Genomic DNA, 24212 nt, shown 5'->3' with positions numbered 1-24212 from the left:
AACGTCAAGCGGATTTACAGGCCGCAAATGGGGCAGACCCCATGCTGGGCGCCTTGTAACGCGGGTTTTGCTGAGCCCGCGCGCCTATCTCACGCGCCTGAGCACGGCACTCCGGGCTGGATCCCTTTGCTCCTGCCTATCGGCCAGCCACCTGGACATTTCCACCGCCGAGCCGGGTTCGGCAAACAGGAATCCCTGTGCGTGGCCACATTTCAACTCTTGCAGGATGCCATGTTCACCCAATGTCTCCACACCTTCGCCAATCGTTTCGAGGGTCAGCTCTTCGGTCATTGCCATTATCGCCGCAAACATGCGGCGTTTGTCGTTCCGGCGGTCAATGTCCTTGATGAAGCTGCGGTCGATTTTCACGCGGCTGATCGGAAATTGTTGAAGCGTCGTGATCGATGCGTGACCGGTCCCGAAATCATCCAGGTCGATCCGACAGCCCAGTTCTCTGAGCGCGACGAGATTGCGCCGCACGATGTCGTCGCCAGCCTGGGCCACGACCGTTTCGAGCACTTCGATCACAAGGCGTTTTGCCGTCAGTCCAGTCCGGTCGAGTTCGACCCCGATCCGTTCGGGCAGATCCGGGTTGCGCAATTCGGCCTGTGACAGGTTCACGCTCACGGCGGGGACGGTGAGCCCGGCATTGTCCCAATCGATCAATGCGTTCAGGGCCTGGGTCAGCATGATTTGGCCCAGTCTATCCATTTGGCCGCTTTCCGACATCTGGTGCAGAAACCCGGCCGGACCAATCACGCCCTTTTGGGGATGATGCCAACGGGCCAGGGCCTCCATACCGGTGACGTCGCCGGAAAGAACCCCAACCTGTGGCTGAAAGACCGCCTGAAACTCACCACTGTCCAATGCCGCGCGTATCGCCTTGTGCAGGTCTTTCTGCGCCGAATTCGGTTTGACCTGCTTGTCGGACCAGACGCGTGTCGAGGGTGTGCCTGTGGCCACGGCCTCCTCCAGCGCCTGGTTTGCCGAGGCCAGCCATCGCTGCGCGGTGACGTTGCGCCCGAAATTGAGAGAGGATGCAATCCCGATGGATGCGGACACATAGCGCGACGTCCCCGCCACTGACAACGGTTCATCGAGCGCCCGGCGTAGGCGCGTGGCCAACTCGGTCAGCGCATCGAGCCGGAGCCTGTAACCGGGCGCCACGAGCACGATGAATTGTGCAGGGGGGGCGTGAAATACCCGGTCACCGTCGCGCAAAACCGATTGCAGCCTAGCGTCCAACAGGCACCGCGCCTCATCGGCGGCGGCGTCGCCAAAGCGTTGCGCTATATCCGAAAGTCCATCTATTTCCACCTGGAAACAGGCGGTTGACTGCCCGTTGTGACGAGCGATCGACAGAAATTCCCGGGCCACATCCTCGACCGGCGGGTTTGGCACAGCCGGGGGCGCAGCCATCCTGGACGCTTGGCCAAATCCCCCGGCCAATGCATAGATCAGCGGAACGGCAAGAGCGCTGAAGATCAGGAACCCTTCGCCCCCGCCCCAGAACGCGACAAGGCACAAGGCCGGCAAGAACGCCAGCATATGCGGCCCGTACAAGCCTCGCAAAAGCACCGATCCGGACGCTCTGGTTTTTGATCGTGGACGCATCTTGATCCTGTCCCGAAATGGTTTCGGACAGGATGGTCCTGTGTCGGTAAGCCAAGGCTTAACGCAGGTCGGGTATTTCCTTAGAATTCTCTGCAGTTTCGCCCATCTGCGTCAGCAAGCCTTTGAAATCAAACAGATCGCTGTCCATCATATGCGAGGGACGCACATTCGTCAGCGCGCGGAACATGACTTGGCGGCGCCCGGGGCTGTTCTTTTCCCAGCCATCGAGGATCGCTTTGACCTGCTGACGTTGCAGCCCGTCCTGGCTGCCGCACAGGTCGCACGGGATTATCGGATAGTTCATCGCCTTGGCAAATGTCTCGCAGTCGGCTTCGGCAACATGGGCCAAGGGTCTGTAAACAAAAAGATCCTTGTCCTCGTTCACCAGTTTGGGCGGCATCGTGGCCAGGCGCCCGCCGTGAAAGAGGTTCATGAAGAACGTCTCCAGGATGTCGTCGCGGTGATGTCCGAGCACAACCGCAGAGCACCCTTCCTCGCGGGCGACGCGATAGAGGTTGCCGCGCCTGAGCCGAGAGCACAGCGCACAATATGTGCGCCCCTGCGGCACCTTGTCGACCACGATTGAATAGGTGTCCTGGTATTCGATTCGATGCGGCACGCCCATCTTTTCAAGGAAATCCGGGAGCACGGTCGCGGGAAATCCCGGCTGCCCCTGATCAAGATTGCAGGCCAGCAAATCCACCGGAAGCAGCCCGCGCCATTTCAACTCGTGCAGCACGGCCAGAAGGGTATAGCTGTCCTTGCCGCCTGACAGGCAAACCAGCCAGCGGGCGTCGCGCTCGATCATGCCATATTGCTCGATCGCCTCGCGGACGTTCTGCACGATGCGCTTGCGCAGCTTTTTGAACTCGGTGGTCTTTGGCGCACCGTGGAAAAGCGGATGGATGTCGTCGGCGGTGTCGAGCATGGCCCCGGTTTACGGCGGAACAGCTGCGGCGGCAAGAGGCGTCAGCGGCCGCGCGGTTTGGCGCGCAGGGTCGGATCGGCTATGGTGGGATCGTCCGGCCAGGGATGCTTGGGATACGCGGCGCGCATGTCCTTGCGCACATCCGCGTAGGATCCTGACCAGAAGCCCGGCAGGTCCATCGTCGTCTGCACCGGCCGCCGCGCCGGAGACAGCAGCGTGACGCACAGCGGTGTATTGCCCACCAGCGGATGTGTCTTCTGGCCGAACATCTCTTGCAGGCGCAGCGATATCTCTGGATGCTCACCAGTGTAGTCGATCGGGATCTCCCGCCCCAGCGGCGTGGTGAATTTCCCCGGAACGGCGCGGTCCAGTGCCTGCATGAGTGGCCAGTCCAGCATGCACCGCAACGGGGTGATCAGGTCGAAGCGTTTCCAATCTTCGGCGGATCGCACACCGCTCAGATGCGGCAGAAGCCAGTCGTCCAAAGTTTCCATCAGCGCCGCCTCCGACATGTCGGGCAGGTCTTGCCCGGCGTCGCGGGCGATCGCCACGCGGGCAATGAACCGTCGCGCGGCATCGGTCATCGCCGGGGCCAGCCCAAGATCTCGCACCCCGTCGAGCATGGTCTTGGCGATGGCCTCGGGCGGGGCGTCCTTCCAGATCCGGTCGTCCAGCGCGATGGCCCCTAATCGTTCCTGCTGCCGCGCAACGACGCGCCGCTCTCTTCTGGACCATTCGCACAGATCGACCCATGCGATCCGCACCGGGAACAATGCGCGCAGTGCACTTTCGGTGATCTGGATCGCTTGCCGGATACGCGCCTCGCGGGGGTTGCCGTCAAGGTCGGTGGCGACGATCAGCCGCGCGCCGGCAAGCGCATCAGCGTCGTCCAGAACGGCGCCCTTGCCGCCCGAAAGCTGGTAACGCGGTGCGTCCCCCTTGCGGCGCAGGCCAATGCGGTCGGGATAGGCGAGGGCGGCCATTTCGGGCGGTCCCAGTCCGGGAAGCTGCGGTTCGGGCGCGGCGCGATGCAGGCGCTTGGCCTCGATCTTGATCCGGTCCAGTGTCCCGTGATTGATCGTGGCGCGGCGCGTCTCGGCACAGCGCCCGGGCGCAGACAATGCCTCCAGCCTGAGGGTCAGATCAACGCCGGCGCCCCGCAAGGGGTCGGGCTCTGCCATGAGGGCCGCCAGCGGTGCGGCGGCCGGACCGGTCATGCTCAGCATATGGCCCAGCCGGGGGTGCAAGGGCAAAGCGGACAGGATGCGCCCGTGTTCGGTGATCCGGTTCTGCCGATCCAATGCGGTCAACATTCGCAAAAGCGTCTGGGCCTCGGTGTAGGCCCCGTCCGGCGGTTGCGTGAGGAACGGCAGGTCCTGCGGCTGCGCCCCCCAGAGCGCCAGTTCCAGTGCCAGCCCGGCAAGGTCCGCCGCCTCGATCTCGGCCGGGGGAAAGGCGGCAAGCGCGCCGTCTTCGCCTTTGCTCCAGAGCTTGTAGGCCGTGCCTTCGGCCACGCGCCCGGCGCGCCCGGCCCGTTGGGTGGCTTCGGCCTTGGTGACCTTCTCCGTCACCAAGCGGGACATGCCGGCCCCAGGATCGAAGCGCGCCCGCCGTGCGCGGCCACCATCAACGACCACCCGAATGTCCTCGATCGTGAGAGAGGTTTCGGCGATCGCGGTGGCGAGCACGATCTTGCGCCGGTCGGGTGTCGGTCTGATCGCTGCCTGCTGCGCCTTGAAAGGCATGGCGCCGAACAGCGGGCAGATGTGGCACCCCTTGGGCAGTCGCCCATCAAGCGCCGCCTGAACGCGGCGGATTTCTCCCTCGCCGGGCAGGAAGGCGAGAATGCCGCCTTCGGTTTCGGCGGCCGCCCGCGCGATCAGGTCGGCCATGGCCGGTTCGAACCGGGTCTTGCCGGGCAGCGGCCTGTCCAGCCAGCGTGGCGTCACCGGGAAACTGCGCCCCTCTGAGGTGACGACGGGCGCGTCCATCAGCCCGGCGACCGGCGCGGCATCCAAGGTTGCGGACATGGTCAGCAGGATCAGGTCTTCGCGCAGCGCGCCGGCGATTTCGATGCAAAGGGCCAGCCCCAGGTCGGCGTTCAGGGAGCGTTCATGGAATTCGTCGAAGATCACCGCGCCGATGCCGGTGAGTTCGGGGTCGGATTGAAGCATCCTGGTGAGGATCCCCTCGGTGACGACCTCGACCCGTGTGGCCTTGCTCACCTTTGCCGCGCCGCGAACCCTGTAGCCGATGGTTCCTCCGGCGGGTTCGCCCAGCGTCTGGGCCATCCGCTCGGCGGCGGCGCGGGCGGCGAGGCGGCGCGGTTCGAGCATGATGATCCGGCCCGACGTCAGACCCGCCTCCAGCATGGCAAGGGGCACGCGGGTGGTCTTGCCGGCGCCCGGCGGCGCCTGCAGGACCGCGCGGCCGGTCGCGCGCAGATGCGCGATCAGGTCGGGCAGGACGTGGTCGATGGGAAGCCGGGTCATGTCGCCTTCTATGCCGGGCTGGCCGCGCGCGGCAAGGGGATCAGCTGTCGGCTTCGGGGAAGGCTTGCAGGCACGCCGCGGCGCCCCGCTCTGCTGCCCGCTCCAGCCGCGGCAGGTCGCGGGCCAACTGGGCATCGCGTGCCTTGAGCGCGGCGGGGTCGACGGGGATGCGGCGGGTCACGGGATAGGTTTCGCGATCCCAGCAGGGGACCCATCCGCCCTCCTTGGTCTCGCAGCGGGTGAAGACGCGGCGGGTCTCGTATTCGGTGACGATATCGACGCCACGGGCCAGGGATTTGGCGATCTCGGCACGTTCCTTGAGGGCCGCCCGGTAGGGTGCCGCGGCATCGTTGATGCAGCGCTCCTGCGGGGTGGCGCAGGCGGCGAGGAGGAGCAGGATCGGGACAAGCTGGCGCATGGCGTGGAGGGTAGCCAGATCAGGGCGACCGGGCAACGCAAATGCGGTGTCCCATCCATGGGACGGATCGCAGAGCACGGAAAATCAATGGCTTACAGTGATGGATTCACGAAATATTAACTTTGGATATCCGCTGCAAACGCCAGTTGATCGCCTGGGCAGGCGCGGAAGGCCTCAACCGCGGCGGCCGCGCCGTACAGCGATACGGGCACTTCCAGATCACCCAGAACGGCGACGGCGCGCGTGTTGAAATGCAGGCCGTTCAACACGTTGCCGAAGCCCCGGTCCCGCACCGTGAGCGTGCGCGGATCCCCGGCCTCGATCCGGTGCCGGTCGGTCGAAATGATCAACCCGCGCGGGCCTTCGAAGCGCATCGAGAAAACATCGCCCTCGGGCCAGCCGGCGTCGCGTGACAACTGGATCGTGTATTCGCCGATGGCCGGGTCATGGGTTACCATCACGGCCATCTCCGCGCCCTGATGGAACAGGGTGCAGATCGGAACCGGGGTGAAATCCCACGCGGCCACGGGAGAGGCAAGGCAGGCAAAGGCAAGGGCCATCATACGCATGTCGGGAAACATAGCATGTCCGGCGCTCCGGGCCAGCATTCCAGACAAAACCGGGCCATCGGGTAGGAAACAGCGCTCGGAATACCTAGATCGTCAGGACACATCAGGAGGTGACACCCATGAAATGTCCGATCGACCAGACCGAGCTTGTGATTGCCGAACGCTCCGGCGTCGAGATCGATTATTGTCCGAAATGCCGTGGCGTTTGGCTCGACCGGGGCGAACTGGACAAGATCATTGATCGAAGCGCCGATTTCACCCCTGCACCCGCCCCGCCGCAACACGCGATGCCCGACGAACCGCGTCGCGATGACGGCTATCGCCGCAAGAAAAAACGCGGCGGGTTCCTTGAAGAATTGTTCGACTTCTGATTGGTGGCCCGGTAGGTCGGGCAAGGTTGTTCGACCAAGGAGGCCGGCATGCGCGTATGGATCGCAGTTGCGAGTTTGATGGTGTTGAGTGCCTGCGGCGTGCCGTTCATCCCGATTATTTGAGGCTGTCTGCACAGGCCGTTTGCACAGCGTGTCATGCACGCCCCGGCGCGGGTGCCGGGGCCAATGCCCCGCGCGTCAAGGGCGCGCGCGACGGCCGAGACATCAAAGGATTTCAGACCAAGGCCGTGACAGAGCGGCCTGGAACCTGCACGCTCCGCTGCATTGTTGTGCCGGGGCTGCGTCCGGGGTGAATTGTGCCGCCCTGCTTGCCTGCACCCGTCATGTTTGCCTTGTCCGTCAGGGCCTTCAATTGCACACTCACGTCTGCGCTTGCGGTTGACCGGGCGCCACGTGGGAAAAAAGCGACGGGATTGAGGACATGGTGTTCGAGGTTTTTGCCATCGGTGCGGCTTTTGTCTTCGGACTGGCCGTTCGGCCATTCGGCCTTCCGCCGCTGGTCGGGTTTCTGGCCGCCGGGTTTTTCATCAACGCTGTTGGCCCCCGTTTCGGCATGCCGGACCAGACCGGGCCGATCCTTGATTACATCGCCAACCTGGGCGTTCTGATCCTGCTTTTCACCGTGGGGCTGAAGCTCAAGCTACGGCAGATCGGCGCGCCGCATGTGATTGGCGTGTCGCTGTTGCATTTCGCGCTTTCGGTGGCGCTCTTTACACCGATCGCGCGGCTTTTGTTCACGCCGGACTGGACGGTTGCGCTGCTTGTCGGGATCGGGTTGGCGTTTTCGTCCACGGTCCTGGCCGCCAAGATGCTCGAGACCAAGCGAGAGATGGGGAATTTCCACGGCCGCGCCGCCATCGGCATCCTGATCGTGCAGGATATCATCGCGCTGGTGGTTCTTGCCATCTTCTCGGGCAAGATGCCGGGTCCCTGGGCGCTGCTGATCTTCGCGGTGCCGCTGCTGCGCCCGCTGCTCTATAAGCTGCTGGATTTGGCCGGCCACGACGAGGTGCTGATCCTGTGCGGCATGGCGCTGAGCCTCGTGATCGGCGGTTACGGGTTCGAGCTTATCGGTCTCAAGGGCGAAATCGGTGCGCTTGTGATGGGGCTTGTGCTCTCCAACCACCCGCGTGCCAGCGAGCTTTCGAATTCATTGTGGTCGTTGAAGGAACTCTTCCTGGTCGGCTTTTTCCTGTCGATCGGCATGTCGGGTCTGCCGGATTGGAACGCGATGCTCTTTGCCGTGGTCATGGGCGCGCTGTTGCCGTTGAAAACGCTCTTGTTCTTCTTCCTGCTCGTGGCGTTCCGCCTTCGGGCGCGCACGGCGTTCCTGTCGTCCCTGGCGCTGGGGGTTTACAGCGAATTCGGCCTGATCGTCGCGGCGGGCATTCCCGCAGCCGAGCCGTTCCTCGTGCCACTGGCCATCGCCGTGTCGGTGTCGTTCCTGATCGGCGCACCGCTCAACCGGCTTGCGCATCCGCTGTTCGAGAAATTCGAGCGGCAGCTTCTGCGCTACGAGCGCGATACCGCGCACCCCGACGACCCGCCGACTGTTTTGAACGACGCCGATGTCATGATCTTCGGGATGGGGCGCACCGGATCGGCCGCCTATCAGGCGCTGTCAGACAGCGGCTTTCGGCCTGTCGGCCTCGATGCCGACACCTACAAAGCCAACGCCCATGCCGAGGCAGGCCGCAATGTCGTGTTTGCCGATGCCGAAGACAGCAACTTCTGGAACGGTGTCACGCTTGACCGGATCAAGGCCGCAGTGCTGGCGATGGACGATCTTGAAGCCAAGCTCATTGCCACGCGCACCTTGCGGGCCAAGGGGTTCACCGGGCCGATCGTCACCCATGCGCTGCACGAAGAGCATGTCGACATGATCAACGAGGCCGGTGCCAGCCGCACCTACCTGACCATGCGCGAAGCGGGGCGGAGCCTTGCCAGCCACGCCATTGAAGCATCGCGCGCGGAGACCGCGTCCTAGTCCCCTGGCGGGTCGGGTCGCGGATGGATCGATCCGGAGCATCCCGGACGGTGGCCGGTTGGTTGGTCCTGACGGTGCGGCTGCGCGCCATGGCGCTTTTGTGCACAGGTCAGGGCAGGGTTTTCAGCGCGATCCCAGGCCGCAGGCGGAACCGCGCCACGGTGCGGTTGGAACCGAACGGGGCATGAGACCGTTTCGTGGCAGAGCAAGACTTTCCCGGTCAGGACAGAGAGTGCATGGGACAGACGAACCAGGCTGACAAGGCGGTGCGGCATCACAAGGAGGAGGCCTCTGTGACCGAGGCCACACGCCTGTCGGCGCGTCTGATCTACGAGGTGGTGCGCCGGGATGGCGAGGAAGAGCTGCGGCGCCCCATGCTGTCGCTTTTGTGGTCCGGTATCGCGGCGGGCATATTGATCAGCCTTTCGGTATTGGGCGAGGCGATCTTTCGCCTGAACCTGGACCCGGAGGCCCCGAGTTCGTACCTGATAGAGAACGCCGGCTATTCGCTGGGCTTCATCGCGGTGATCTTTGGCCGGTTGCAGCTTTTTACCGAGAACACGATCACCACGGTGTTGCCGGTGATTGCGCATTCTGATCGGCAGTCCTTTCATGCGATGCTGCGCCTGTGGGTGCTGGTGCTGGCCGCGAATGCGGTGGGGGCCTTCATCGCCGCCGGGTTCATGGGGCTGACGCGCGTTTTGAGCCCCGACATGGTGGCGACGATCACCGATCTTTCGCGCCATGCGACAGGGTTCGGCGCATTCGAGGCGTTCCTGAGGGCGATCCCGGCTGGCGTGCTGGTGGCTGCGATCGTGTGGATGATGCCCTCGGCGGAAGGCAACGCCTTCTTCATCATTTTCACGTTCACATGGCTCATCGCGGCCGGGGATTTCACACATATCGTGGCAGGCACGGTCGAAATGGCGTTCCTCATGCTGCGGGGGGATCTGGGCTTTGGACCTGCCATGCAGGAGTTCTTTCTGCCGGTCCTTGCGGGCAACATCGTGGGCGGGACGGCGATTTTCGCGCTCCTGGCCTGGGGCCAGGTGCGCAAAGAGGTACAAGACGGCGTGGGCGACGATGACAGGTGACGGGCCTCACCCCACGCCTGCGGCATACATGGCCTGCGCCACCTTCCTGAACCCGGCGATATGTGCGCCCCTGGCATAGTCGATGCCCGCTTTGCCCTGTCCCGCTTCGGCGCAGGTGTCATGGATGTCCTGCATGATCGCCTTGAGCGCTTCGGCAAGTTCGGCACGTGACTGGTGGCGGCGCTGGCGGTTCTGGTTGATTTCGAGACCCGAGACCGCGACGCCACCCGCATTGGCGGCCTTGCCGGGGGCGTAAAGGATACCGGCCTCGTGGATTGCCTGTTTCGCGTCGGCGGTGGTGGGCATGTTCGCGCCTTCGACAATCGCCTTGCAGCCATTGTCGATCAGGCTCTTTGCGCCGGCCCTGCCCAGCTCGTTCTGGGTTGCGCAGGGCAGGGCGACGTCGCAGGGGATGTCCCAGGGGGCTTTGCCCTCGTGCCATGTGGCGTCGAATGTCTCTGCATAGGCTTCGAGACTGGCGCCGGCCCTGGACTTGCGATCGCGGACCCAGTCGATCTTGTCCTGTGTCAGTCCGGCTTTGTCGTGGATGACCCCCTTGCTGTCGGACAGCGTCACGACGGTCCCGCCGGTCTCGATCGCCAATTCGGCGGCGAAGGTGGCGACGTTGCCGGCGCCGGAGATCGCGATGGTCTTGCCATCGATCCGGTCGCCCTGTTCGGCGAGCATGTGGCAGAGGAATTGGACAACGCCGTAACCCGTGGCCTCGGTCCGCAATTGGCTGCCGCCGAACGACAGGCCCTTGCCGGTGAGCACGCCTTCGAACTGGTTGGTGATACGGCGGTATGCGCCGAACATCCAGCCGATCTCTTGCGGGCCCACATTGATGTCGCCGGCGGGAATGTCGACGTCGGGACCGATATGGCGGTGCAGTTCGACCATGAAGGACTGGCAGAAGCGCATGATCTCGGCTTCGGATCGGCCCGTCGGATCGAAATCCGCGCCGCCTTTTCCGCCGCCCATCGGCAGGCCGGTGAGGGCATTCTTGAATGTCTGTTCGAAGCCCAGGAATTTCAGGATCGAGGTGTTCACGGAGGGTTCGAAGCGCAGGCCGCCCTTGTAGGGTCCGATGGCGGCGTTAAACTGCACCCGGTGGCCGCGATTGACATGAGGCACGTTGTGATCATCGCGCCATTCGACACGAAAGGTGATCGTGCGATCCGGCTCCACGAGGCGCTCTAGGATTGCCGCGTCCCGGAATTCCGGCGTGTCGTTGACCACCGGGACAAGGTCAGGGATGACCTCGCTCACCGCCTGGTGGAACGCGTCTTCGCCCGGGGTGCGTTCCTTGAGTTGGGACATGAAGGTATTCGGGTCAATCTTTTGCTGGGTCATCCTGCCTCTTTCGGTCGTGACCAGTGCCAACCAGCGACCGGCCCGGATGTTCCGTCACATCCCCGTTTTCGCAATCGTCGACCGGGATCACCACCGGCGGCTGGGTGTCATCGCACCGTGGCCCGGATATACAGCCGCGGGCGGGTCCGCGCGGTTTCAGTCCAATCGCGTGCCGGGAGACAGAAAGCCCGGATCTGCCGGAACTTCGATCAGGTTGACGCCGCCGCGCGTTCGCGCCGCTGCCACTGCGGCCACGAAGCTGTCGTAGTCCGGGGCTTTTTCGGCCTGTGCGCCGAAAGAGCGTGCAAACGCGCAGAAATCCGGATTGGTCAGGCCGGTGCCGGAGACCCGCGCGGGGTATTCGCGTTCCTGGTGCGCGCGGATCGTGCCATAGCGGGCGTTGTCGATGATGATCACGGTCAGGGTCAGGTCATGATGTACCGCCGTGGCGAGTTCCTGGCAGGTCATCAGGAAACACCCGTCCCCGGCGATGGCATAGACCTCGCGGTCTGGTTCGCAGATCGCGGCGGCGATGGCGGCGGGCAAGCCGTAGCCCATTGAGCCGGATGTTGGCGCAAGCTGCGATCCCGGCGCGCGGTATCGGTAGAAGCGGTGCAGCCAGCCAGCGTAGTTGCCCGCGCCATTCGTCACAATCGCATCGTCCGGGAGCACCTCGGCCAGATGTGCGAAATGCCGGGCGAGGGGGTCGTCCGGGACCGAAGCGGGGCTGCTGAACGCTTCGTAGTCTTCGCGGAGTTGCTTTGTGCGGTTCGAGAAGGCCCCCGGCGAGACAGGGTCCCAGGTCGCCGCCGCAGTGCAGAAGCTTTCGGTGTCGGCGACCAGCGCGATATCGGGCTGGTAGACGCGGCCGATTTCCTCGGGTTGCGGGAAGACATGGGCAAGCTTTTGTTCGGTGACAGGCGACGACAGAAGCGAATAGCCGTTCGTGGTCATCTCGCCCAGCCTCGGGCCGATGGCGATGAGCAGATCGGTGTCGGCCATGATCCGTTTCAGGTAGGGCGGCGTTCCGACACCGTAGTGTCCGATATAGTTCGGGTGGCGGTTGTCGATCAGGCTTTGACAGCGCAGCGAGACAGCCACCGGCAGCGCCTGGGTTTCGGCAAATCGTTGCAGGGCCGTGATGCCCGCGTCGGTCCACGCGCCGCCACCGGCCAGGACGAGCGGGGTTTTGGCGTCGGCAATCCGCTTTTGCAGCGCGTCCATTGCGCCGGCAGACGCCGCGAAGCGCGGCGTTTCCGCGCGTGCCGGTGCGGCCGGGGACGGGAGCATGTCGTAGAGCATATCCTCTGGCAGGGCGAGCACGACAGGGCCAGGACGGCCCGACAGCGCCGTGCGGACCGCGCGGTTGACATATTCCTGAAGCCGGGAGGCGTCATCGATCTGGGCCACCCATTTGGCGATCTGGCCGAACATGCGGCGGTAGTCGATCTCCTGGAACGCCTCGCGGTCGGTCATGCCCCGGGCGACCTGTCCAAGGAACAGGATCATCGGGGTGGAATCCTGGTGCGCGACATGCACCCCCGCGCTGGCATTGGTGGCGCCGGGGCCGCGCGTTGCAAAGCAGATGCCGGGCCGGCCGGTGAGCTTGCCATAGGCGTCAGCGGCCATCGCGGCGCCGCCCTCTTGCCGGCAGGTGACAAAGCGGATCGCGTCTTCGCGTCCATAGAAGGCATCCAGAACGGGAAGGTAGCTTTCGCCCGGAACGCCGAAGGCGGTGGTGATGCCCTGGGCGACCAGCAAATCAACGAGGTGGTCAGCGGCGCGGAGCGTGTTTTGCGGATGGGTCATGGTGATGCGGCTTTCGATTGATGGGTCCTGAGCCTAGTACTACAGTTGCACTTGCGGAAGATCCATGGTTCATCCTTCTCAAGGAATGGGAGGATATGTCATGACTGTTTCGGATTGGGCCGGCTGCATTTCGGATTGGTCGCATGCGCTTGCCGACTTGCGTGCTTCGGCCTTGCGCGCCTCGGGCCTCACAACAGCACCAGCACGGCCAGCCCGAGAAAGGCGAAAAACCCGACCACATCCGTGACGGTGGTCACGAACGCCCCCGAGGCCAGCGCCGGGTCTATCCCCAGCTTTTCCAGCGCGATCGGGATACCGGTACCGGCAAGCCCCGCCACCACGAGGTTGATCACCATCGCGGCCGCGATCACGCCCCCCAGCGCCAAGGACCCGAACCAGACGTAGCCGACCGCGCCCATGATCACGGCAAAGGCAACGCCGTTGATCAGCCCGACCAGCACCTCGCGCCGGATCACCCGCCAGACGTTCGAGCCGGTCAAATCCTTGGTGGCCAGCGCCCGCACCGCCACGGTCAGCGATTGGGTGCCCGCATTGCCGCCCATCGACGCCACGATGGGCATCAGCACGGCCAGCGCCACGATGGTCGCGATCGCCTCTTCGAACTGGGAAATGACAAGGCTGGCAAGGATGGCCGTCACAAGGTTGACGAACAGCCACGGAAAGCGCCGCTTGGTGGTTTCGCGCACCCGGTCCGCGACCGAGCTTTCGCTGTCCACACCGGCAAGGCGCAGGATGTCTTCCTCGTTTTCCTCGTCCAGCACCGCCATCGCGTCATCGATGGTGATGACCCCGACAAGACGCTCGTTCTCGTCGACCACGGGGGCGGAAATCAGGTGATACTGGTTGAACGCGTAGGCCACGTCCCCTTCGTATTGTGACACGGGAAAGACGTGGAAGGTCTCTTCCACGAGCGATCTCAGCAACACCTCGCGGCGCGACCCCATCAATTTGCCAAGCGTAATGTTGCCAATCGGGTGAAGCCGCGGATCGACGAGAATGATGTGGTAGAACTGGTCAGGCAGGTCTTCCGAGGCACGAATGAAATCAATCGCGTCACCGACGCTCCAATGTTCCGGCGCCATCACGACCTCGCGCTGCATCAGGCGTCCGGCAGAGTACTCCGGGTATGTCAGCGATTGCTGCACCGCGACCCGGTCGCTGTCTTCAAGCGCATCAAGGATCGCACCATGCTGGTCTTCTTCGAGGTCCTCGAGAAGATCGACAACATCGTCGCTTTCCAGGCCGCGCACCGCGTCGGCCAGAACCTGCGGCGACAGGATGCTGATCACCTCTTCACGAATGGACTCGTCCAGCTCCGACAGGATGTCGCCATCGAATTCGCGGTCATAGAGCCGGATCAGACGTACCCGTTCGAAGGAATCGACCTGTTCCAGCAGGTCGGCGATGTCTGCCGGGTGCAGAGGCTCCATCAGCTCGACAAGCTGGTCGCGGTCCTCCCTTTCAACGGCATGGAGAATCTGCCCGACGGCACTCCGACCAAGGCTGAAGCCATCGTCCTCTTCGGAGATTTCGGGTGCGTCCGAGGATTGATCTCTGGTCATCGTGCCCTTGCCCCCATCATAGGCGTCTCAGAGCTTCATTTACGGATTCCCCGCCGGATACAACAGGTCACCTGTGCAATTTACCCGGTGGCCCGGACAGGCTAGGCTGGTGCGCCCGATAAACACACAGGCCAGACATGTCAGACATCACGCTTCATCTGGGCCAGACCCTCTGGTTCACCGGCAACCCGCAGATCGACGGGCCTGCTGCTGCGCAATTCGACCCCAGAGGCGCAATTGCGGTGAAGGAGGGGCATGTCCTGGAACGCGGGTCTGCAGATGATATGCGCCGTGCGCATCCCGCCGCCCATGTCGAGGATCATGCGGAGGCCCTGATCCTGCCGGGATTCGTCGACGCGCATGTCCACTACCCCCAGACCGGCATGATCGCGAGCTGGGGCAAGCGGCTGATCGACTGGCTCAACACCTATACGTTCCCCGAAGAGATGCGGTTCGGCGATGCGGGCTACGCGGCCAAGATCGCGGAGCGGTATCTGGACCTGGCGCTGGCGCACGGCACCACGACCATGTGCAGCTATTGCACCATCCATCCGCAAAGCGTCGATGCCTATTTCACGGCGGCGCAAGCGCGCGGGATGCGTGTTCTGGGCGGCAAGACCTGCATGGACCGCAACGCGCCCGACGGGCTGCGCGACAGCGCGCAATCGGCCTATGACGACAGCAAGGCGCTGCTGGCGCGCTGGCAGGGGCAGGGCAGGGCGTCCTATGTCATCACGCCGCGCTTTTCGCCGACCTCGACGCCGGATCAATTGTCGGCGCTGGGCGCCGTCTGGGCCGAACATCCGGACTGCCTGATGCAAACCCATCTGAGCGAACAGACCGACGAAATCGCCTGGGTGCGCGGGCTTTACCCGCGGGCGCGCGATTATCTGGATACCTATGAGGCGCACGGTCTGCTGGGTGCAAACGGCCTTTACGGCCATGCCATCCACCTTGAGCCGCGCGAACGCGACCGCCTGCGCGAGGTCGGCGCGGCACTGGTGCATTGCCCGACCTCGAACACCTTCATCGGATCGGGCCTCTTTGACATGGCGGGGCTGGTGGCCGAGGGCCAGCGCGTCGGGCTGGCCACCGATACCGGCGGCGGGTCGTCTTTCTCGATGCTGCGCACGATGGCGGCGGCCTACGAGGTGGCGCAACTGCGCGGCACGGCGCTGCACCCGTCGGCACTGCTGTGGCTGGCCACCGAAGGCTCGGCGCGGGCGCTGCGCATCGCAGACCGGGTGGGCACGCTGGCCCCGGGAACCGAGGCGGATTTCATCACGCTCGATCTTGGCTCAACGCCCGCCATCGCTCAACGCAGCACCCGCGCGGCGGATATCTGGGAAGCGGTGTTCCCGACGATCATGATGGGCGACGACCGCGCTGTGTCCGGTGTCTGGGTGATGGGGGAACGACGCGGCGTGCCAAGCCCCGACTGATGATCGGCAACAAGCCGGTGCCGAGCACGGGCATCTTGCGACGTCATCCAGGCCGTCAGTCATGTTGTTCCACGGTTTGACCCACGAAAAAAGCCGCGTCCAGAGTGCCCCGGCGCGGCTTTTCTTCACTGTCCGTGTGAACGGAAGGCTTACTTGATCTTGCCTTCCTTGTACTCGACGTGCTTGCGCGCGACGGGGTCGTACTTGCGCACAGACATCTTTTCCGTCATCGTCCGCGCGTTTTTCTTGGTCACGTAGAAATGACCCGTTCCCGCAGACGAGTTCAGGCGGATTTTGATTGTGGTCGGCTTCGCCATGGGTCGTCTCCTGCATCGGGCAAGGACTGCCCGTGAATATTCTCTTGAACGTCGCCTTCTACCCGTGCGCGCGGGTGAGTCAACCCGTCACGCGGGGTTCTTTGCCCGGAAAGCTCATAAAAACGCGCGGAGGGCCTGTAAGCCGGATTCTGTCCCCCTCGGGTTGCCCCGAGGTTGGATGACCATTCCTCTGGGACCGATGTTGCCACCGGCCTCGTGCTGCCAACCCGGGGATCTGGGCTGAAGCGACCCTGCCGGCGCGCGGCGCGATCCCCCTATTCGGCATTGCTCCCGGTGGGGCTTGCCATGCGGGGACTGTTGCCAGCCCCCCGGTGGGCTCTTACCCCACCGTTTCACCCTTGCCCCGACCGAAATCGGGGTGGTCTGTTCTCTGTGGCGCTTTCCGTCAGGTTGCCCTGCCCGGGCGTTACCCGGCACCGTTGCTTCAGGGAGTCCGGACTTTCCTCCCCTCTTTCGAGGGGCAGCCATCCAGCCCTCCACGCGACCCGTGGCGTAGGTGAAGACGCCCCCGCGGTCAATCGCCCTGTTTCGAGCCCTGCGCTCCCCTGTCTTCTCTGGTTCGCAAATATCCCGGGAGTTTGAGGGCAGAGCCCTCAAGATGGTCCGTCGACGGACCATTCCCGCTGCGTCGACGCGGCGTGCCCCTGGCCCAGCATTCCTAGCGCAGCACATAGGGCTGGTGCAGCCACTCCCACAGCGCATCGTTCGTCTCGTCCGGGGTTTCCAGCGTCGGCAGGTGGCCGGCGTCATCCAGCACGACCAGCCGGGCATGCGGGATCAATTCCGCCATGAAACTGTGCCGCTTGACCGGGCAGAGCGCGTCATGCGCACCGCAAAGCACCAGCGCGGGCTGGCGGATCTTGCGCAGCGTGGATTGCTGGTCGCGGCGGCGTTGCAGGGCGCGGGATTGGGTGATGAACACCTCCGGTCCCAGCGTTTGGGCCATGTCCATCATCGTTTGCAGCACCGCCGGGCGCCGCGGGCCGGGGGCAAGGTAGATGGGCTTCAACGCATCCCGCATCACGTCGGTCAGCTTGCCGGCCTTGACCTTGATGATCTGCGGCTCGCGATCGGCTGCAACAGGCGGCGTTTCAGCAAGGCAATTGGTGTCCATCAACGCGATCCGCGTCACCCGGTCCGGTGCGCGGCGCAACACTTCCATGGCCACGACACCGCCCATGCTCAGCCCGGCCAGCGCGAATTTTTGCGGCAGCGCGGTCAACAGGTTCGACGCGATTTCCTCGATCCGTTGACCGTGGGTTATTGGCGCAACCATGACCGGGTGGGTGGCAGACAAGGCGCGCAACTGCGGCTCGAAGAGCCGCGCGTCGCACATCATTCCGGGAAGAAAGACAACCGGTTCATTCATGGCTTTGTACGCGTCCCGACGCCAGCTTGGCCCCGTCCGCAAGCGCGCCCAGCTTGGCATAGGCGATCTCGGGATCGACCGTCCCGAAACCGGCAAACGTGCCAAAACCGCAATCGCTGCCTGCGATTACCCGGTCCGCCCCGACGATCCCGGCAAAGCGGTCGATCCGCTGCGCCACCACTTCGGGGTGCTCGACGAAATTGGTTGTCGTATCGACCACGCCGGGCACCAGCACCATGTCGTCTGGGATCTCGGATTTGCGGTCGCGGAACACGGTCCACTCATGCGCGTGGCGGGGGTTCGAGGTCTCGAACAGCACCTGTCCCGCCCGCACCTTCATCAGGGTCGGAAACACCGTGTCCATGTCGATGTCGCACACATGGGGGCCTTCGTAATTGCCCCAGCAGATATGCACCCGCACGCGGGCCGGGTCGATCCCGTCCAGCGCGTGGTTCATCGCTTCGACATTGGCCTCGGCGATCCTGACGAATTCGGCATCGGTCAGGTCGTTGAACAGCATGTGCTTGGATAGGGCCAGATCGGGACAATCGAGTTGCAGCATCAGCCCGCTGTCCACGATGGTGCGGTATTCGTCCTTCATCGCGTCGGCGAGTGCGGCCAGGTAAGCGTCGCGGCTGGGATAGAAATCGTTTTGCAAGAACAGAGAGATGACGCCTGGAGAGGCGGCATTCATGAAGCCTTGGGTTGCGTCATGCCCGGCCATCGCGGTCTTGAGATTGCCGATGTCGGTTTCCAGCTCGCCCTGGCCCCTGGATTTGACCTCGCCGATGCACATCGGGCGCGCGTATTTTGGCGACCCGGCATCATCCCTGAGCCGCTCCAGGAAGGAGGGGTAGAGCTTGAGATCCGCCGGCGCGTTGCGCGGGCTGTCGCCGTCGAAGCCCTCGTAGCGGTCCTTGACATAGGTGGCGTAGCTGATCTTGGAGGTTTCTCCGTCACTGACAACGTCGATCCCGGCCGCGACCTGTCGGCGCACGGTTTCACAGACGGCTTCGGTCATCGCGGCGTCGAAGGCCTTTGCTTCATGGACTGTGCCCGTCTCGCGGGCGAAAATGAAATCCACCACCTCTTGCGTGCGCGGGAGCGATCCGACATGCGTGGTCCTGATGTGTGTCATGTGACCAAGGGTCCCGTTCTGCGCGGCGTTGCTGCGACACTAACAAAACCGCAGCCGGTTGAAAGAGGGTTCGCATGGCGCGGGCGCGGCGCCGCCGTTCGTCAGCCTCGGCAGACCGCCGTCGGGAACGGGGCTTTATGCCGGTACGTGCCGGTTTGCCTGAATTTTCCCCAAGTTTGTCCAATGCTCGGCCATCTTTCGCCGTGATCCTCTGGTGTACCGGCAACCACCGAACAAGAAAATGGGACATGATCGCAGTATGCTTGTCTGGCTTTGCCTTGCCTGGGTCTTTGCCTCGGCGCTTGTGGCGTTCCTGCCGATGCGGCGGCAATATGTGCCCGGGGTTGCGCTCCTGCTGACGGCGCCCGTGTTGATCTGGCAGATCGCGGATGCGGTCGGTCCTTGGGCAGCACTCGGAGGGCTGCTGGCCTTCGGGTCGATGTATCGCAACCCGCTGCGGTATGTCTGGAAGCGGCTGACCGGCCAAAACGTGGAGTCCCCCGGATGATGAGTTATTCCCTGAGTGCTGCGTGTTGCTGGATCATCCTTGCCGCCATTCTTGCCGCGATCCCGTCGAACGACAATCATTGGCGGCGGGCCTACATCCTGATGACGGCGGGCGCTCCCATCCTGGTCTGGGTTTACATGGCCGATGGGCTGTTCTGGGGGCTCTTGTTTACCGTGGCGGCCATGAGCGTGTTTCGCTGGCCGTTGAAATATTCGGTTGCCTGGATCCTGCGGTTGGTGACGCGGCGCGCCGATTGAGCCTTTACGCCTTGGCATCGGCGTTGCAAAAGGCACAGCATGACGCGGCTTCCTGATGTGCGCGGGCGGTTGACGCCCGACAAACCCCTGAGCGATATGACATGGCTGCGCGTGGGCGGGCCTGCGGACTGGGTGTTCCAGCCGGCCGACCTGGCCGATCTGCAAACATTCCTGCGCCACCTGCCCGGCGATGTGCCGGTCTTCCCCATGGGGGTCGGGTCGAACCTGATCGTGCGCGATGGCGGCTTGCGCGCAGTGGTGATCCGGCTTGGGCGCGGGTTCAACACCATCGAGGCAAAGGGCGGGCGCGTAACGGCCGGGGCGGCAGCGCTGGATGGGCATGTGGCGCGGCGCGCGGCCGATGCGGGGCTGGACCTGACCTTCCTGCGGACCATTCCGGGTGCTGTCGGCGGCGCGGTCCGGATGAACGCGGGCTGCTATGGCAGCTATGTCGCCGATCACCTTGTCGAGGTGCGGGTGGTCACGCGGGACGGCGATCTGGTGACGGTGCCGTCGGCCGATCTGGCCCTGACCTACCGGTCGAGCGACTTGCCCGCGGGGTGGGTGATCGTGGAGGCCGTGTTCGCGGCCGGGGCGGGGGACCCGGCGGCGCTTCATGCGAAGATGGAAGAGCAGCTGGCCAAGCGCGATGCGACGCAGCCGACCAAGGATCGCACGGCGGGCAGCACGTTTCGCAACCCGGCGGGGTTTTCATCGACCGGGGCGGCGGATGATGTGCATGACCTCAAGGCGTGGAAGGTCATCGCCGACGCGGGGCTGCGCGGGGCCACGCACGGCGGGGCGCAGATGTCTCCGAAACATCCCAATTTCCTTGTCAATACGGGCGATGCGACGGCTGCGGACCTCGAAGGATTGGGCGAAGAGGTGCGAAAAAGGGTTTTCCAACACTCTGGAATAGAGTTACAGTGGGAAATCAAGCGTATCGGGGATCCGGTGCGGTCTGACGCGGGCTAAACCCGCGCAGGTGATGGCAGTGCGCCGGGCAGGTTGCACAACAGAAAAAAGAACGGGACGCGATCCCGTCATTCGGCAGAAATGGGGTGACATCCCCATGATTTGAGGCGGTTTTGGGTATGTCGAGCAGGGCAAACCCGAAAGTGGCAGTATTGATGGGTGGCCCTTCGTCCGAGCGCGAGGTGTCGCTGTCATCGGGGCGCGAATGCGCGGCCGCTTTGCGGGACGAGGGATTTGAGGTTCACGAGATCGATGCGGCCCGTGATCTTGCATCCGTGCTGATCGATCTATCCCCTGACGTGTGTTTCAACGCCTTGCATGGCCGCTGGGGCGAAGACGGCTGTGTCCAGGGCCTGCTGGAGTGGCTGGGCCTGCCTTACACCCACTCGGGAGTGCTTGCCTCTGCCCTTGCAATGGACAAGGAGCGCACGAAGGACGTGTATCGCCGCCATGGCTTGCCGGTGGTCGACAGCGTGTTGGCGCCACGGGGCGAGGTGTGCCGCCGGCATGTCGTTGCGCCGCCCTACGTCGTGAAGCCGCATAACGAGGGGTCGTCGGTGGGCGTCTACCTTGTGCATGATGCCGCGAACGGACCGCCAAAGCTGTCGGACGAAATGCCCGAAACCGTGATGGTCGAGGCGTTTGCGCCGGGACGCGAGCTGACCACGACCGTTGTGGGCGATCGGCCGCTTTGCGTGACGGATATCCTGACCGACGGCTGGTACGATTACGACGCGAAATACAAGCCCGGCGGGTCGCGCCACGTCCTGCCGGCAGAGGTGCCCGAGGAGATCACGGCGAGATGTCTGGACTACGCGATCCGGGCGCATCAGGCGCTTGGCTGCCGCGGCGTGAGCCGGACGGATTTCCGCTGGGACGAGAGCCGGGGACAGGACGGGTTGATCCTGTTGGAGACCAACACCCAGCCGGGGATGACGCCGACCTCGCTGACACCGGAACAGGCGTCCCATACCGGCATGGGCTTTGGTGCGCTGTGCCGATGGATGGTGGAGGACGCGTCATGTCACAGGTGAACATGCGTCCCGATCCGGCGCCATCGCGGCTGAAATACCGGATGGAGCGGCTGATGCTGACGCCGGTTTTCCGGGTGTTGCTGCGCTTTGGTCTGCCGTTCGTGTTGACGGTCAGCCTTGCGACATGGTGGCTGTCGATCGACGAAAACCGGCAGAAAATCTTTGATACATATGCCGATCTGCGGGCGCAGATCGAAAGCCGTCCGGAATTCATGGTCAACATGATGGCGGTAGATGGGGCGAGCGATCTCGTGGCCGACGGCATACGGCAGATGCTTCCGCTCGAGTTTCCGGTCAGTTCCTTTGATCTTGATCTCGAGCAGATGCGCGAGACGGTCGTGTCCCTGGACCCGGTGAAATCGGCGCGGCTCTTTGTGCGGCAGGGCAATGTGCTTCAGGTTGACGTGGTCGAACGTATCCCGGTCGTGTTGTGGCGCAATGACCGGGGGCTGCGGCTTCTGGACGAGGAGGGCGTTGTGGTCGGCCCTGCCTTCGCGCGGTCCGACTGGCCCGAACTGCCGCTGATCGTCGGAGAAAGCGCCCGTGACAGGGTGTCCGAAGCGCTTGAGCTTGTGGCGGCGGCCGAGCCACTGTCCGCGCGGATGCGTGGGCTGGTGCGCATGGGCGAGCGGCGCTGGGATGTGGTTCTGGACCGCGACCAGCGGATCATGCTGCCCGAGACCGGCGCGATACAGGCGTTGGAGCGGGTCATCGCGATGGACCAGGCGGTCGACGTTCTGGCCCGCGATATCGTGGCTGTCGATTTCCGGCTGCCGCGCAGACCGACAATAAGAATGACAGATGGGGCGATGCGCGAATTGGTGCGTATCCAGGCGATCGAGGCAGGGGAACCAGTGGAATGATCGAGCTTTACGAGTCTCAGCGTGCAATGCGCAACATGCGGCGCGCGGCAATGCAGCGCGGGGTGATTGCCATTCTCGACATTGGCAGTTCCAAGATCGCCTGTCTCGTGCTGCGGTTCGACGGAACCGACCGGGGGCTTGAGAGCGACAGTATTGGGTCACTGGCCGGGCAGTCCGGCTTTCGGGTGATCGGGGCGGCCACGACGCGGTCGCGCGGCGTGCGGTTCGGCGAGATCGAGTCGATGGGCGAAACCGAGCGTGCCATTCGCACGGCGGTGCAGGCGGCGCAGAAAATGGCGCAGCTTCGGGTGGATCACGTGATCGCCTGCTTTGGCGGGGCAGACCCGCGCAGTTACGGTCTGGCCGGCAAGGTCGAGGTGGCGGGGACCACGGTTGACGAACAGGACGTGGCGCGCGTGCTGTCGGCGTGCGACGTGCCGGATTTCGGCCATGGCCGCGAGGTGCTGCACGCCCAGCCGGTGAATTTCGCGCTGGACCATCGCAGCGGCCTGATCGACCCGCGTGGGCAGATCGGTCAGGAACTGGCCGCCGACATGCACATGCTGACGGTCGATGCGATGGCGATCCAGAACCTCGCCCATTGCATGAAGCGCTGCGACCTCGAATTGGCCGGTATCGCGAGTTCGGCCTATGTGTCCGGTGTTTCGGCGCTGGTCGAGGACGAACAGGAGCTGGGCGCGGCCTGTATCGACATGGGCGGCGGGGCCACCGGCCTTTCGATCTTCATGAAAAAGCACATGATCTATGCCGATGCCGTGCGCATGGGCGGTGACCATGTGACCAGTGACATTTCAATGGGGTTGCAGGTGCCGATGGCGGTGGCCGAACGGATCAAGACGTTCCACGGCGGCGTCGTTGCCACGGGTATGGACGACCGCGACATGATCGAGATCGGCGGTGATACCGGCGACTGGCACCATGATCGCCGGTCGGTGAGCCGGGCGGAACTGATCGGGATCATGCGTCCCCGTGTCGAGGAAATCCTCGAAGAGGTGCGCGCACATCTCGATGCAGCCGGGTTCGAGCATTTGCCAAGCCAGCAGATCGTTCTGACAGGCGGCGCAAGCCAGATCCCCGGCATGGATGGGTTGGCAACGAAAATCCTGGGCCAGCAGGTCCGACTGGGCCGCCCGATGCGGGTGCATGGGCTGCCGCAGGCCGCGACGGGGCCCGGCTTTGCCAGCGCCGTTGGCCTGTGCCTTTTCGCGGCGCATCCGCAGGATGAATGGTGGGATTTTGAAATCCCGGTGGACCGCTACCCGGCGCGGTCGCTCAAGCGGGCGGTCAAATGGTTCCGGGACAATTGGTAGGCGCGGCCGTCCGGGCAGTAAAACCCGGCGGGGTTCGGGTGTCGCAGGGCAGGTGACGCTGGAAAGAAATGCGGGAACGTGGTAGAGTAGGATAAACAAAAGGCAGACCCGAGCAGGTCACGACCACGGATATTTTCGACATCCCGTTTTCACGGGCGTGATTCCTCTATGCTTGTAGGTATGAGGGCTTTGTCCGCTATATATCGACATATCGGCGAAATTCCGCGATGAATTATGCGATTTGGGCCATATTTGGGGCCTAATTCGTGTTTTTTGCGTGACCTTCGCGTGCTTGGACGATATTGATGAGCAGAATAGGTGCAGAAAAAATGCTCTGAATGGAGCGAAAGTAGCAGGCGGACAGACACATGACTTTGAACCTTTCGGTGCCCGGACAGGAAGAATTGAAACCTCGCATCACCGTGTTCGGTGTTGGTGGCGCAGGCGGCAACGCGGTGAACAACATGATCGACAAGGCCCTTGAGGGTGTCGATTTCGTGGTTGCCAATACCGATGCGCAGGCCTTGCAGCAAAGCCGGTCCACAAGCCGTGTTCAGCTTGGGGTCAAGGTGACCGAGGGGCTGGGGGCCGGTGCGCGGGCGACCGTCGGCGCGGCCGCTGCCGAAGAGAGCATCGAACAGATCGTCGATCACCTGGCCGGCGCGCATATGTGCTTCATCACTGCGGGTATGGGCGGCGGGACCGGGACCGGGGCCGC

General features: G+C 63.9%; 21 protein-coding genes, 1 other RNA gene and 1 pseudogene. 11 read left to right on the top strand and 12 right to left on the bottom strand.

The features are described from left to right. Positions 1-84 precede the first annotated feature (84 nt). From LCF59_RS01955 to LCF59_RS01935, 5 genes are all read right to left on the bottom strand, one after another. Positions 85-1548 carry a GGDEF domain-containing phosphodiesterase gene (locus LCF59_RS01955; protein WP_292285063.1) on the bottom strand — a complete coding sequence of 488 codons (1464 nt, stop codon included), beginning with the start codon at positions 1546-1548 and terminating at the stop codon, positions 85-87. Positions 1549-1672: 124 nt separating this feature from the next. Next, positions 1673-2542: a tRNA 2-thiocytidine(32) synthetase TtcA gene (gene ttcA / locus LCF59_RS01950; RefSeq protein ID WP_292285061.1), complete on the bottom strand. Its 870-nt coding sequence runs from the start codon at positions 2540-2542 to the stop codon at positions 1673-1675. A gap of 41 nt (positions 2543-2583) precedes the next feature. Next, complete coding sequence (gene hrpB / locus LCF59_RS01945; RefSeq protein ID WP_292285059.1) at positions 2584-5034, bottom strand: ATP-dependent helicase HrpB; 2451 nt, start codon at positions 5032-5034, stop codon at positions 2584-2586. A 40-nt stretch (positions 5035-5074) separates the two neighbouring features. Beyond that, complete coding sequence (locus LCF59_RS01940) at positions 5075-5530, bottom strand: excinuclease ABC subunit B (RefSeq protein WP_292285057.1); 456 nt, start codon at positions 5528-5530, stop codon at positions 5075-5077. Between the two features lie 38 nt (positions 5531-5568). Next, positions 5569-6033, bottom strand: a complete 465-nt coding sequence (locus LCF59_RS01935; protein WP_292285055.1) for an excinuclease ABC subunit B — start codon at positions 6031-6033, stop codon at positions 5569-5571. Positions 6034-6140: 107 nt separating this feature from the next. Here LCF59_RS01935 and LCF59_RS01930 point away from each other — a divergent pair, with 107 nt between their 5' ends. The 3 genes from LCF59_RS01930 (at position 6141) to LCF59_RS01920 (ending at position 9494) form a co-directional block, all read left to right on the top strand. Beyond that, positions 6141-6392, top strand: a complete 252-nt coding sequence (locus tag LCF59_RS01930; protein ID WP_292285053.1) for a zf-TFIIB domain-containing protein — start codon at positions 6141-6143, stop codon at positions 6390-6392. 442 nt (positions 6393-6834) lie between these two features. Continuing rightward, positions 6835-8400, top strand: a complete 1566-nt coding sequence (locus LCF59_RS01925) for a cation:proton antiporter family protein (protein ID WP_292285051.1) — start codon at positions 6835-6837, stop codon at positions 8398-8400. A 236-nt stretch (positions 8401-8636) separates the two neighbouring features. Further along, on the top strand, positions 8637-9494 hold the full coding sequence (locus LCF59_RS01920; RefSeq protein ID WP_292285049.1) for a formate/nitrite transporter family protein: 858 nt from the start codon (positions 8637-8639) through the stop codon (positions 9492-9494). A gap of 6 nt (positions 9495-9500) precedes the next feature. On the opposite strand, the gene gdhA is transcribed toward LCF59_RS01920, so the two are convergent. The 3 genes from gdhA to mgtE all read right to left on the bottom strand — a co-directional run bounded on the left by gdhA (position 9501) and on the right by mgtE (position 14239). Then, positions 9501-10847: an NADP-specific glutamate dehydrogenase gene (gdhA, locus tag LCF59_RS01915; RefSeq protein ID WP_292285047.1), complete on the bottom strand. Its 1347-nt coding sequence runs from the start codon at positions 10845-10847 to the stop codon at positions 9501-9503. Positions 10848-11003: 156 nt separating this feature from the next. Next, positions 11004-12656: a thiamine pyrophosphate-dependent enzyme gene (locus tag LCF59_RS01910; protein ID WP_292285045.1), complete on the bottom strand. Its 1653-nt coding sequence runs from the start codon at positions 12654-12656 to the stop codon at positions 11004-11006. A gap of 188 nt (positions 12657-12844) precedes the next feature. Then, entirely contained in the window at positions 12845-14239 is a 1395-nt protein-coding gene (mgtE, locus tag LCF59_RS01905; RefSeq protein WP_292285043.1) for a magnesium transporter, read from the bottom strand. 137 nt (positions 14240-14376) lie between these two features. Here mgtE and guaD point away from each other — a divergent pair, with 137 nt between their 5' ends. Next, positions 14377-15681 (top strand): guanine deaminase, encoded by a 1305-nt coding sequence (gene guaD / locus LCF59_RS01900; protein WP_292285041.1) that lies wholly within the window; start codon positions 14377-14379, stop codon positions 15679-15681. Positions 15682-15830: 149 nt separating this feature from the next. On the opposite strand, the gene rpmG is transcribed toward guaD, so the two are convergent. The 4 genes from rpmG to LCF59_RS01880 form a co-directional block, all read right to left on the bottom strand. After that, a complete protein-coding gene (rpmG, locus tag LCF59_RS01895; protein ID WP_028958297.1) occupies positions 15831-15998 on the bottom strand; it encodes a 50S ribosomal protein L33 in 168 nt (55 codons plus the stop codon). A 122-nt stretch (positions 15999-16120) separates the two neighbouring features. After that, an RNA gene (rnpB, locus tag LCF59_RS01890) (RNase P RNA component class A) lies at positions 16121-16499 on the bottom strand. Between the two features lie 178 nt (positions 16500-16677). Beyond that, positions 16678-17388, bottom strand: a complete 711-nt coding sequence (locus LCF59_RS01885; RefSeq protein WP_292285039.1) for an alpha/beta hydrolase — start codon at positions 17386-17388, stop codon at positions 16678-16680. Beyond that, complete coding sequence (locus tag LCF59_RS01880; RefSeq protein WP_292285037.1) at positions 17381-18526, bottom strand: cobalamin-independent methionine synthase II family protein; 1146 nt, start codon at positions 18524-18526, stop codon at positions 17381-17383. The genes LCF59_RS01885 and LCF59_RS01880 overlap by 8 nt, the downstream gene beginning before the upstream one ends. A 259-nt stretch (positions 18527-18785) precedes the next feature. Here LCF59_RS01880 and LCF59_RS01875 point away from each other — a divergent pair, with 259 nt between their 5' ends. The 7 genes and pseudogenes from LCF59_RS01875 to LCF59_RS01845 all read left to right on the top strand — a co-directional run. After that, positions 18786-19034 carry a DUF2484 family protein gene (locus tag LCF59_RS01875; RefSeq protein WP_292285035.1) on the top strand — a complete coding sequence of 83 codons (249 nt, stop codon included), beginning with the start codon at positions 18786-18788 and terminating at the stop codon, positions 19032-19034. Further along, positions 19031-19291, top strand: a complete 261-nt coding sequence (locus LCF59_RS01870; protein ID WP_367273333.1) for a DUF2484 family protein — start codon at positions 19031-19033, stop codon at positions 19289-19291. The genes LCF59_RS01875 and LCF59_RS01870 overlap by 4 nt, the downstream gene beginning before the upstream one ends. Positions 19292-19330: 39 nt before the next feature. Further along, positions 19331-20266: a UDP-N-acetylmuramate dehydrogenase gene (gene murB / locus LCF59_RS01865; protein ID WP_292285033.1), complete on the top strand. Its 936-nt coding sequence runs from the start codon at positions 19331-19333 to the stop codon at positions 20264-20266. Positions 20267-20379: 113 nt separating this feature from the next. Continuing rightward, the gene (locus LCF59_RS01860; protein ID WP_292285031.1) at positions 20380-21300 is read left to right on the top strand and encodes a D-alanine--D-alanine ligase; all 921 of its coding nucleotides are present in this window, start codon (positions 20380-20382) and stop codon (positions 21298-21300) included. After that, positions 21288-22163 (top strand): cell division protein FtsQ/DivIB, encoded by an 876-nt coding sequence (locus LCF59_RS01855; protein WP_292285030.1) that lies wholly within the window; start codon positions 21288-21290, stop codon positions 22161-22163. The genes LCF59_RS01860 and LCF59_RS01855 overlap by 13 nt, the downstream gene beginning before the upstream one ends. After that, entirely contained in the window at positions 22160-23494 is a 1335-nt protein-coding gene (gene ftsA, locus LCF59_RS01850; RefSeq protein ID WP_292285028.1) for a cell division protein FtsA, read from the top strand. Before LCF59_RS01855 ends, ftsA begins: the two co-directional genes overlap by 4 nt. Positions 23495-23862: 368 nt before the next feature. Continuing rightward, positions 23863-24212 (top strand): annotated as a pseudogene (locus LCF59_RS01845) (cell division protein FtsZ); the annotation flags it as partial.

This window comes from Marivita sp., from assembly GCF_020055675.1.
Lineage (GTDB): Bacteria > Pseudomonadota > Alphaproteobacteria > Rhodobacterales > Rhodobacteraceae > Marivita.
The sequence above is the reverse complement of the archived record's forward strand: the minus strand, read 5'-3'. Positions and strand labels throughout refer to the sequence as shown.

Bases quoted from the DNA above. Each gene is read 5' to 3' on its own strand.
- LCF59_RS01955 (WP_292285063.1), bottom strand. From the start codon at position 1,548: ATGCTGGCGTTCTTGCCGGCCTTGTGCCTTGTCGCGTTCTGGGGCGGG.
- ttcA (WP_292285061.1), bottom strand. From the start codon at position 2,542: ATGCTCGACACCGCCGACGACATCCATCCGCTTTTCCACGGTGCGCCA.
- hrpB (WP_292285059.1), bottom strand. From the start codon at position 5,034: ATGACCCGGCTTCCCATCGACCACGTCCTGCCCGACCTGATCGCGCAT.
- LCF59_RS01935 (WP_292285055.1), bottom strand. From the start codon at position 6,033: ATGTTTCCCGACATGCGTATGATGGCCCTTGCCTTTGCCTGCCTTGCC.
- LCF59_RS01930 (WP_292285053.1), top strand. From the start codon at position 6,141: ATGAAATGTCCGATCGACCAGACCGAGCTTGTGATTGCCGAACGCTCC.
- LCF59_RS01925 (WP_292285051.1), top strand. From the start codon at position 6,835: ATGGTGTTCGAGGTTTTTGCCATCGGTGCGGCTTTTGTCTTCGGACTG.
- LCF59_RS01920 (WP_292285049.1), top strand. From the start codon at position 8,637: ATGGGACAGACGAACCAGGCTGACAAGGCGGTGCGGCATCACAAGGAG.
- gdhA (WP_292285047.1), bottom strand. From the start codon at position 10,847: ATGACCCAGCAAAAGATTGACCCGAATACCTTCATGTCCCAACTCAAG.
- LCF59_RS01910 (WP_292285045.1), bottom strand. From the start codon at position 12,656: ATGACCCATCCGCAAAACACGCTCCGCGCCGCTGACCACCTCGTTGAT.
- mgtE (WP_292285043.1), bottom strand. From the start codon at position 14,239: ATGACCAGAGATCAATCCTCGGACGCACCCGAAATCTCCGAAGAGGAC.
- guaD (WP_292285041.1), top strand. From the start codon at position 14,377: ATGTCAGACATCACGCTTCATCTGGGCCAGACCCTCTGGTTCACCGGC.
- rpmG (WP_028958297.1), bottom strand. From the start codon at position 15,998: ATGGCGAAGCCGACCACAATCAAAATCCGCCTGAACTCGTCTGCGGGA.
- LCF59_RS01885 (WP_292285039.1), bottom strand. From the start codon at position 17,388: ATGAATGAACCGGTTGTCTTTCTTCCCGGAATGATGTGCGACGCGCGG.
- LCF59_RS01880 (WP_292285037.1), bottom strand. From the start codon at position 18,526: ATGACACACATCAGGACCACGCATGTCGGATCGCTCCCGCGCACGCAA.
- LCF59_RS01875 (WP_292285035.1), top strand. From the start codon at position 18,786: ATGCTTGTCTGGCTTTGCCTTGCCTGGGTCTTTGCCTCGGCGCTTGTG.
- LCF59_RS01870 (WP_367273333.1), top strand. From the start codon at position 19,031: ATGATGAGTTATTCCCTGAGTGCTGCGTGTTGCTGGATCATCCTTGCC.
- murB (WP_292285033.1), top strand. From the start codon at position 19,331: ATGACGCGGCTTCCTGATGTGCGCGGGCGGTTGACGCCCGACAAACCC.
- LCF59_RS01855 (WP_292285030.1), top strand. From the start codon at position 21,288: ATGTCACAGGTGAACATGCGTCCCGATCCGGCGCCATCGCGGCTGAAA.
- ftsA (WP_292285028.1), top strand. From the start codon at position 22,160: ATGATCGAGCTTTACGAGTCTCAGCGTGCAATGCGCAACATGCGGCGC.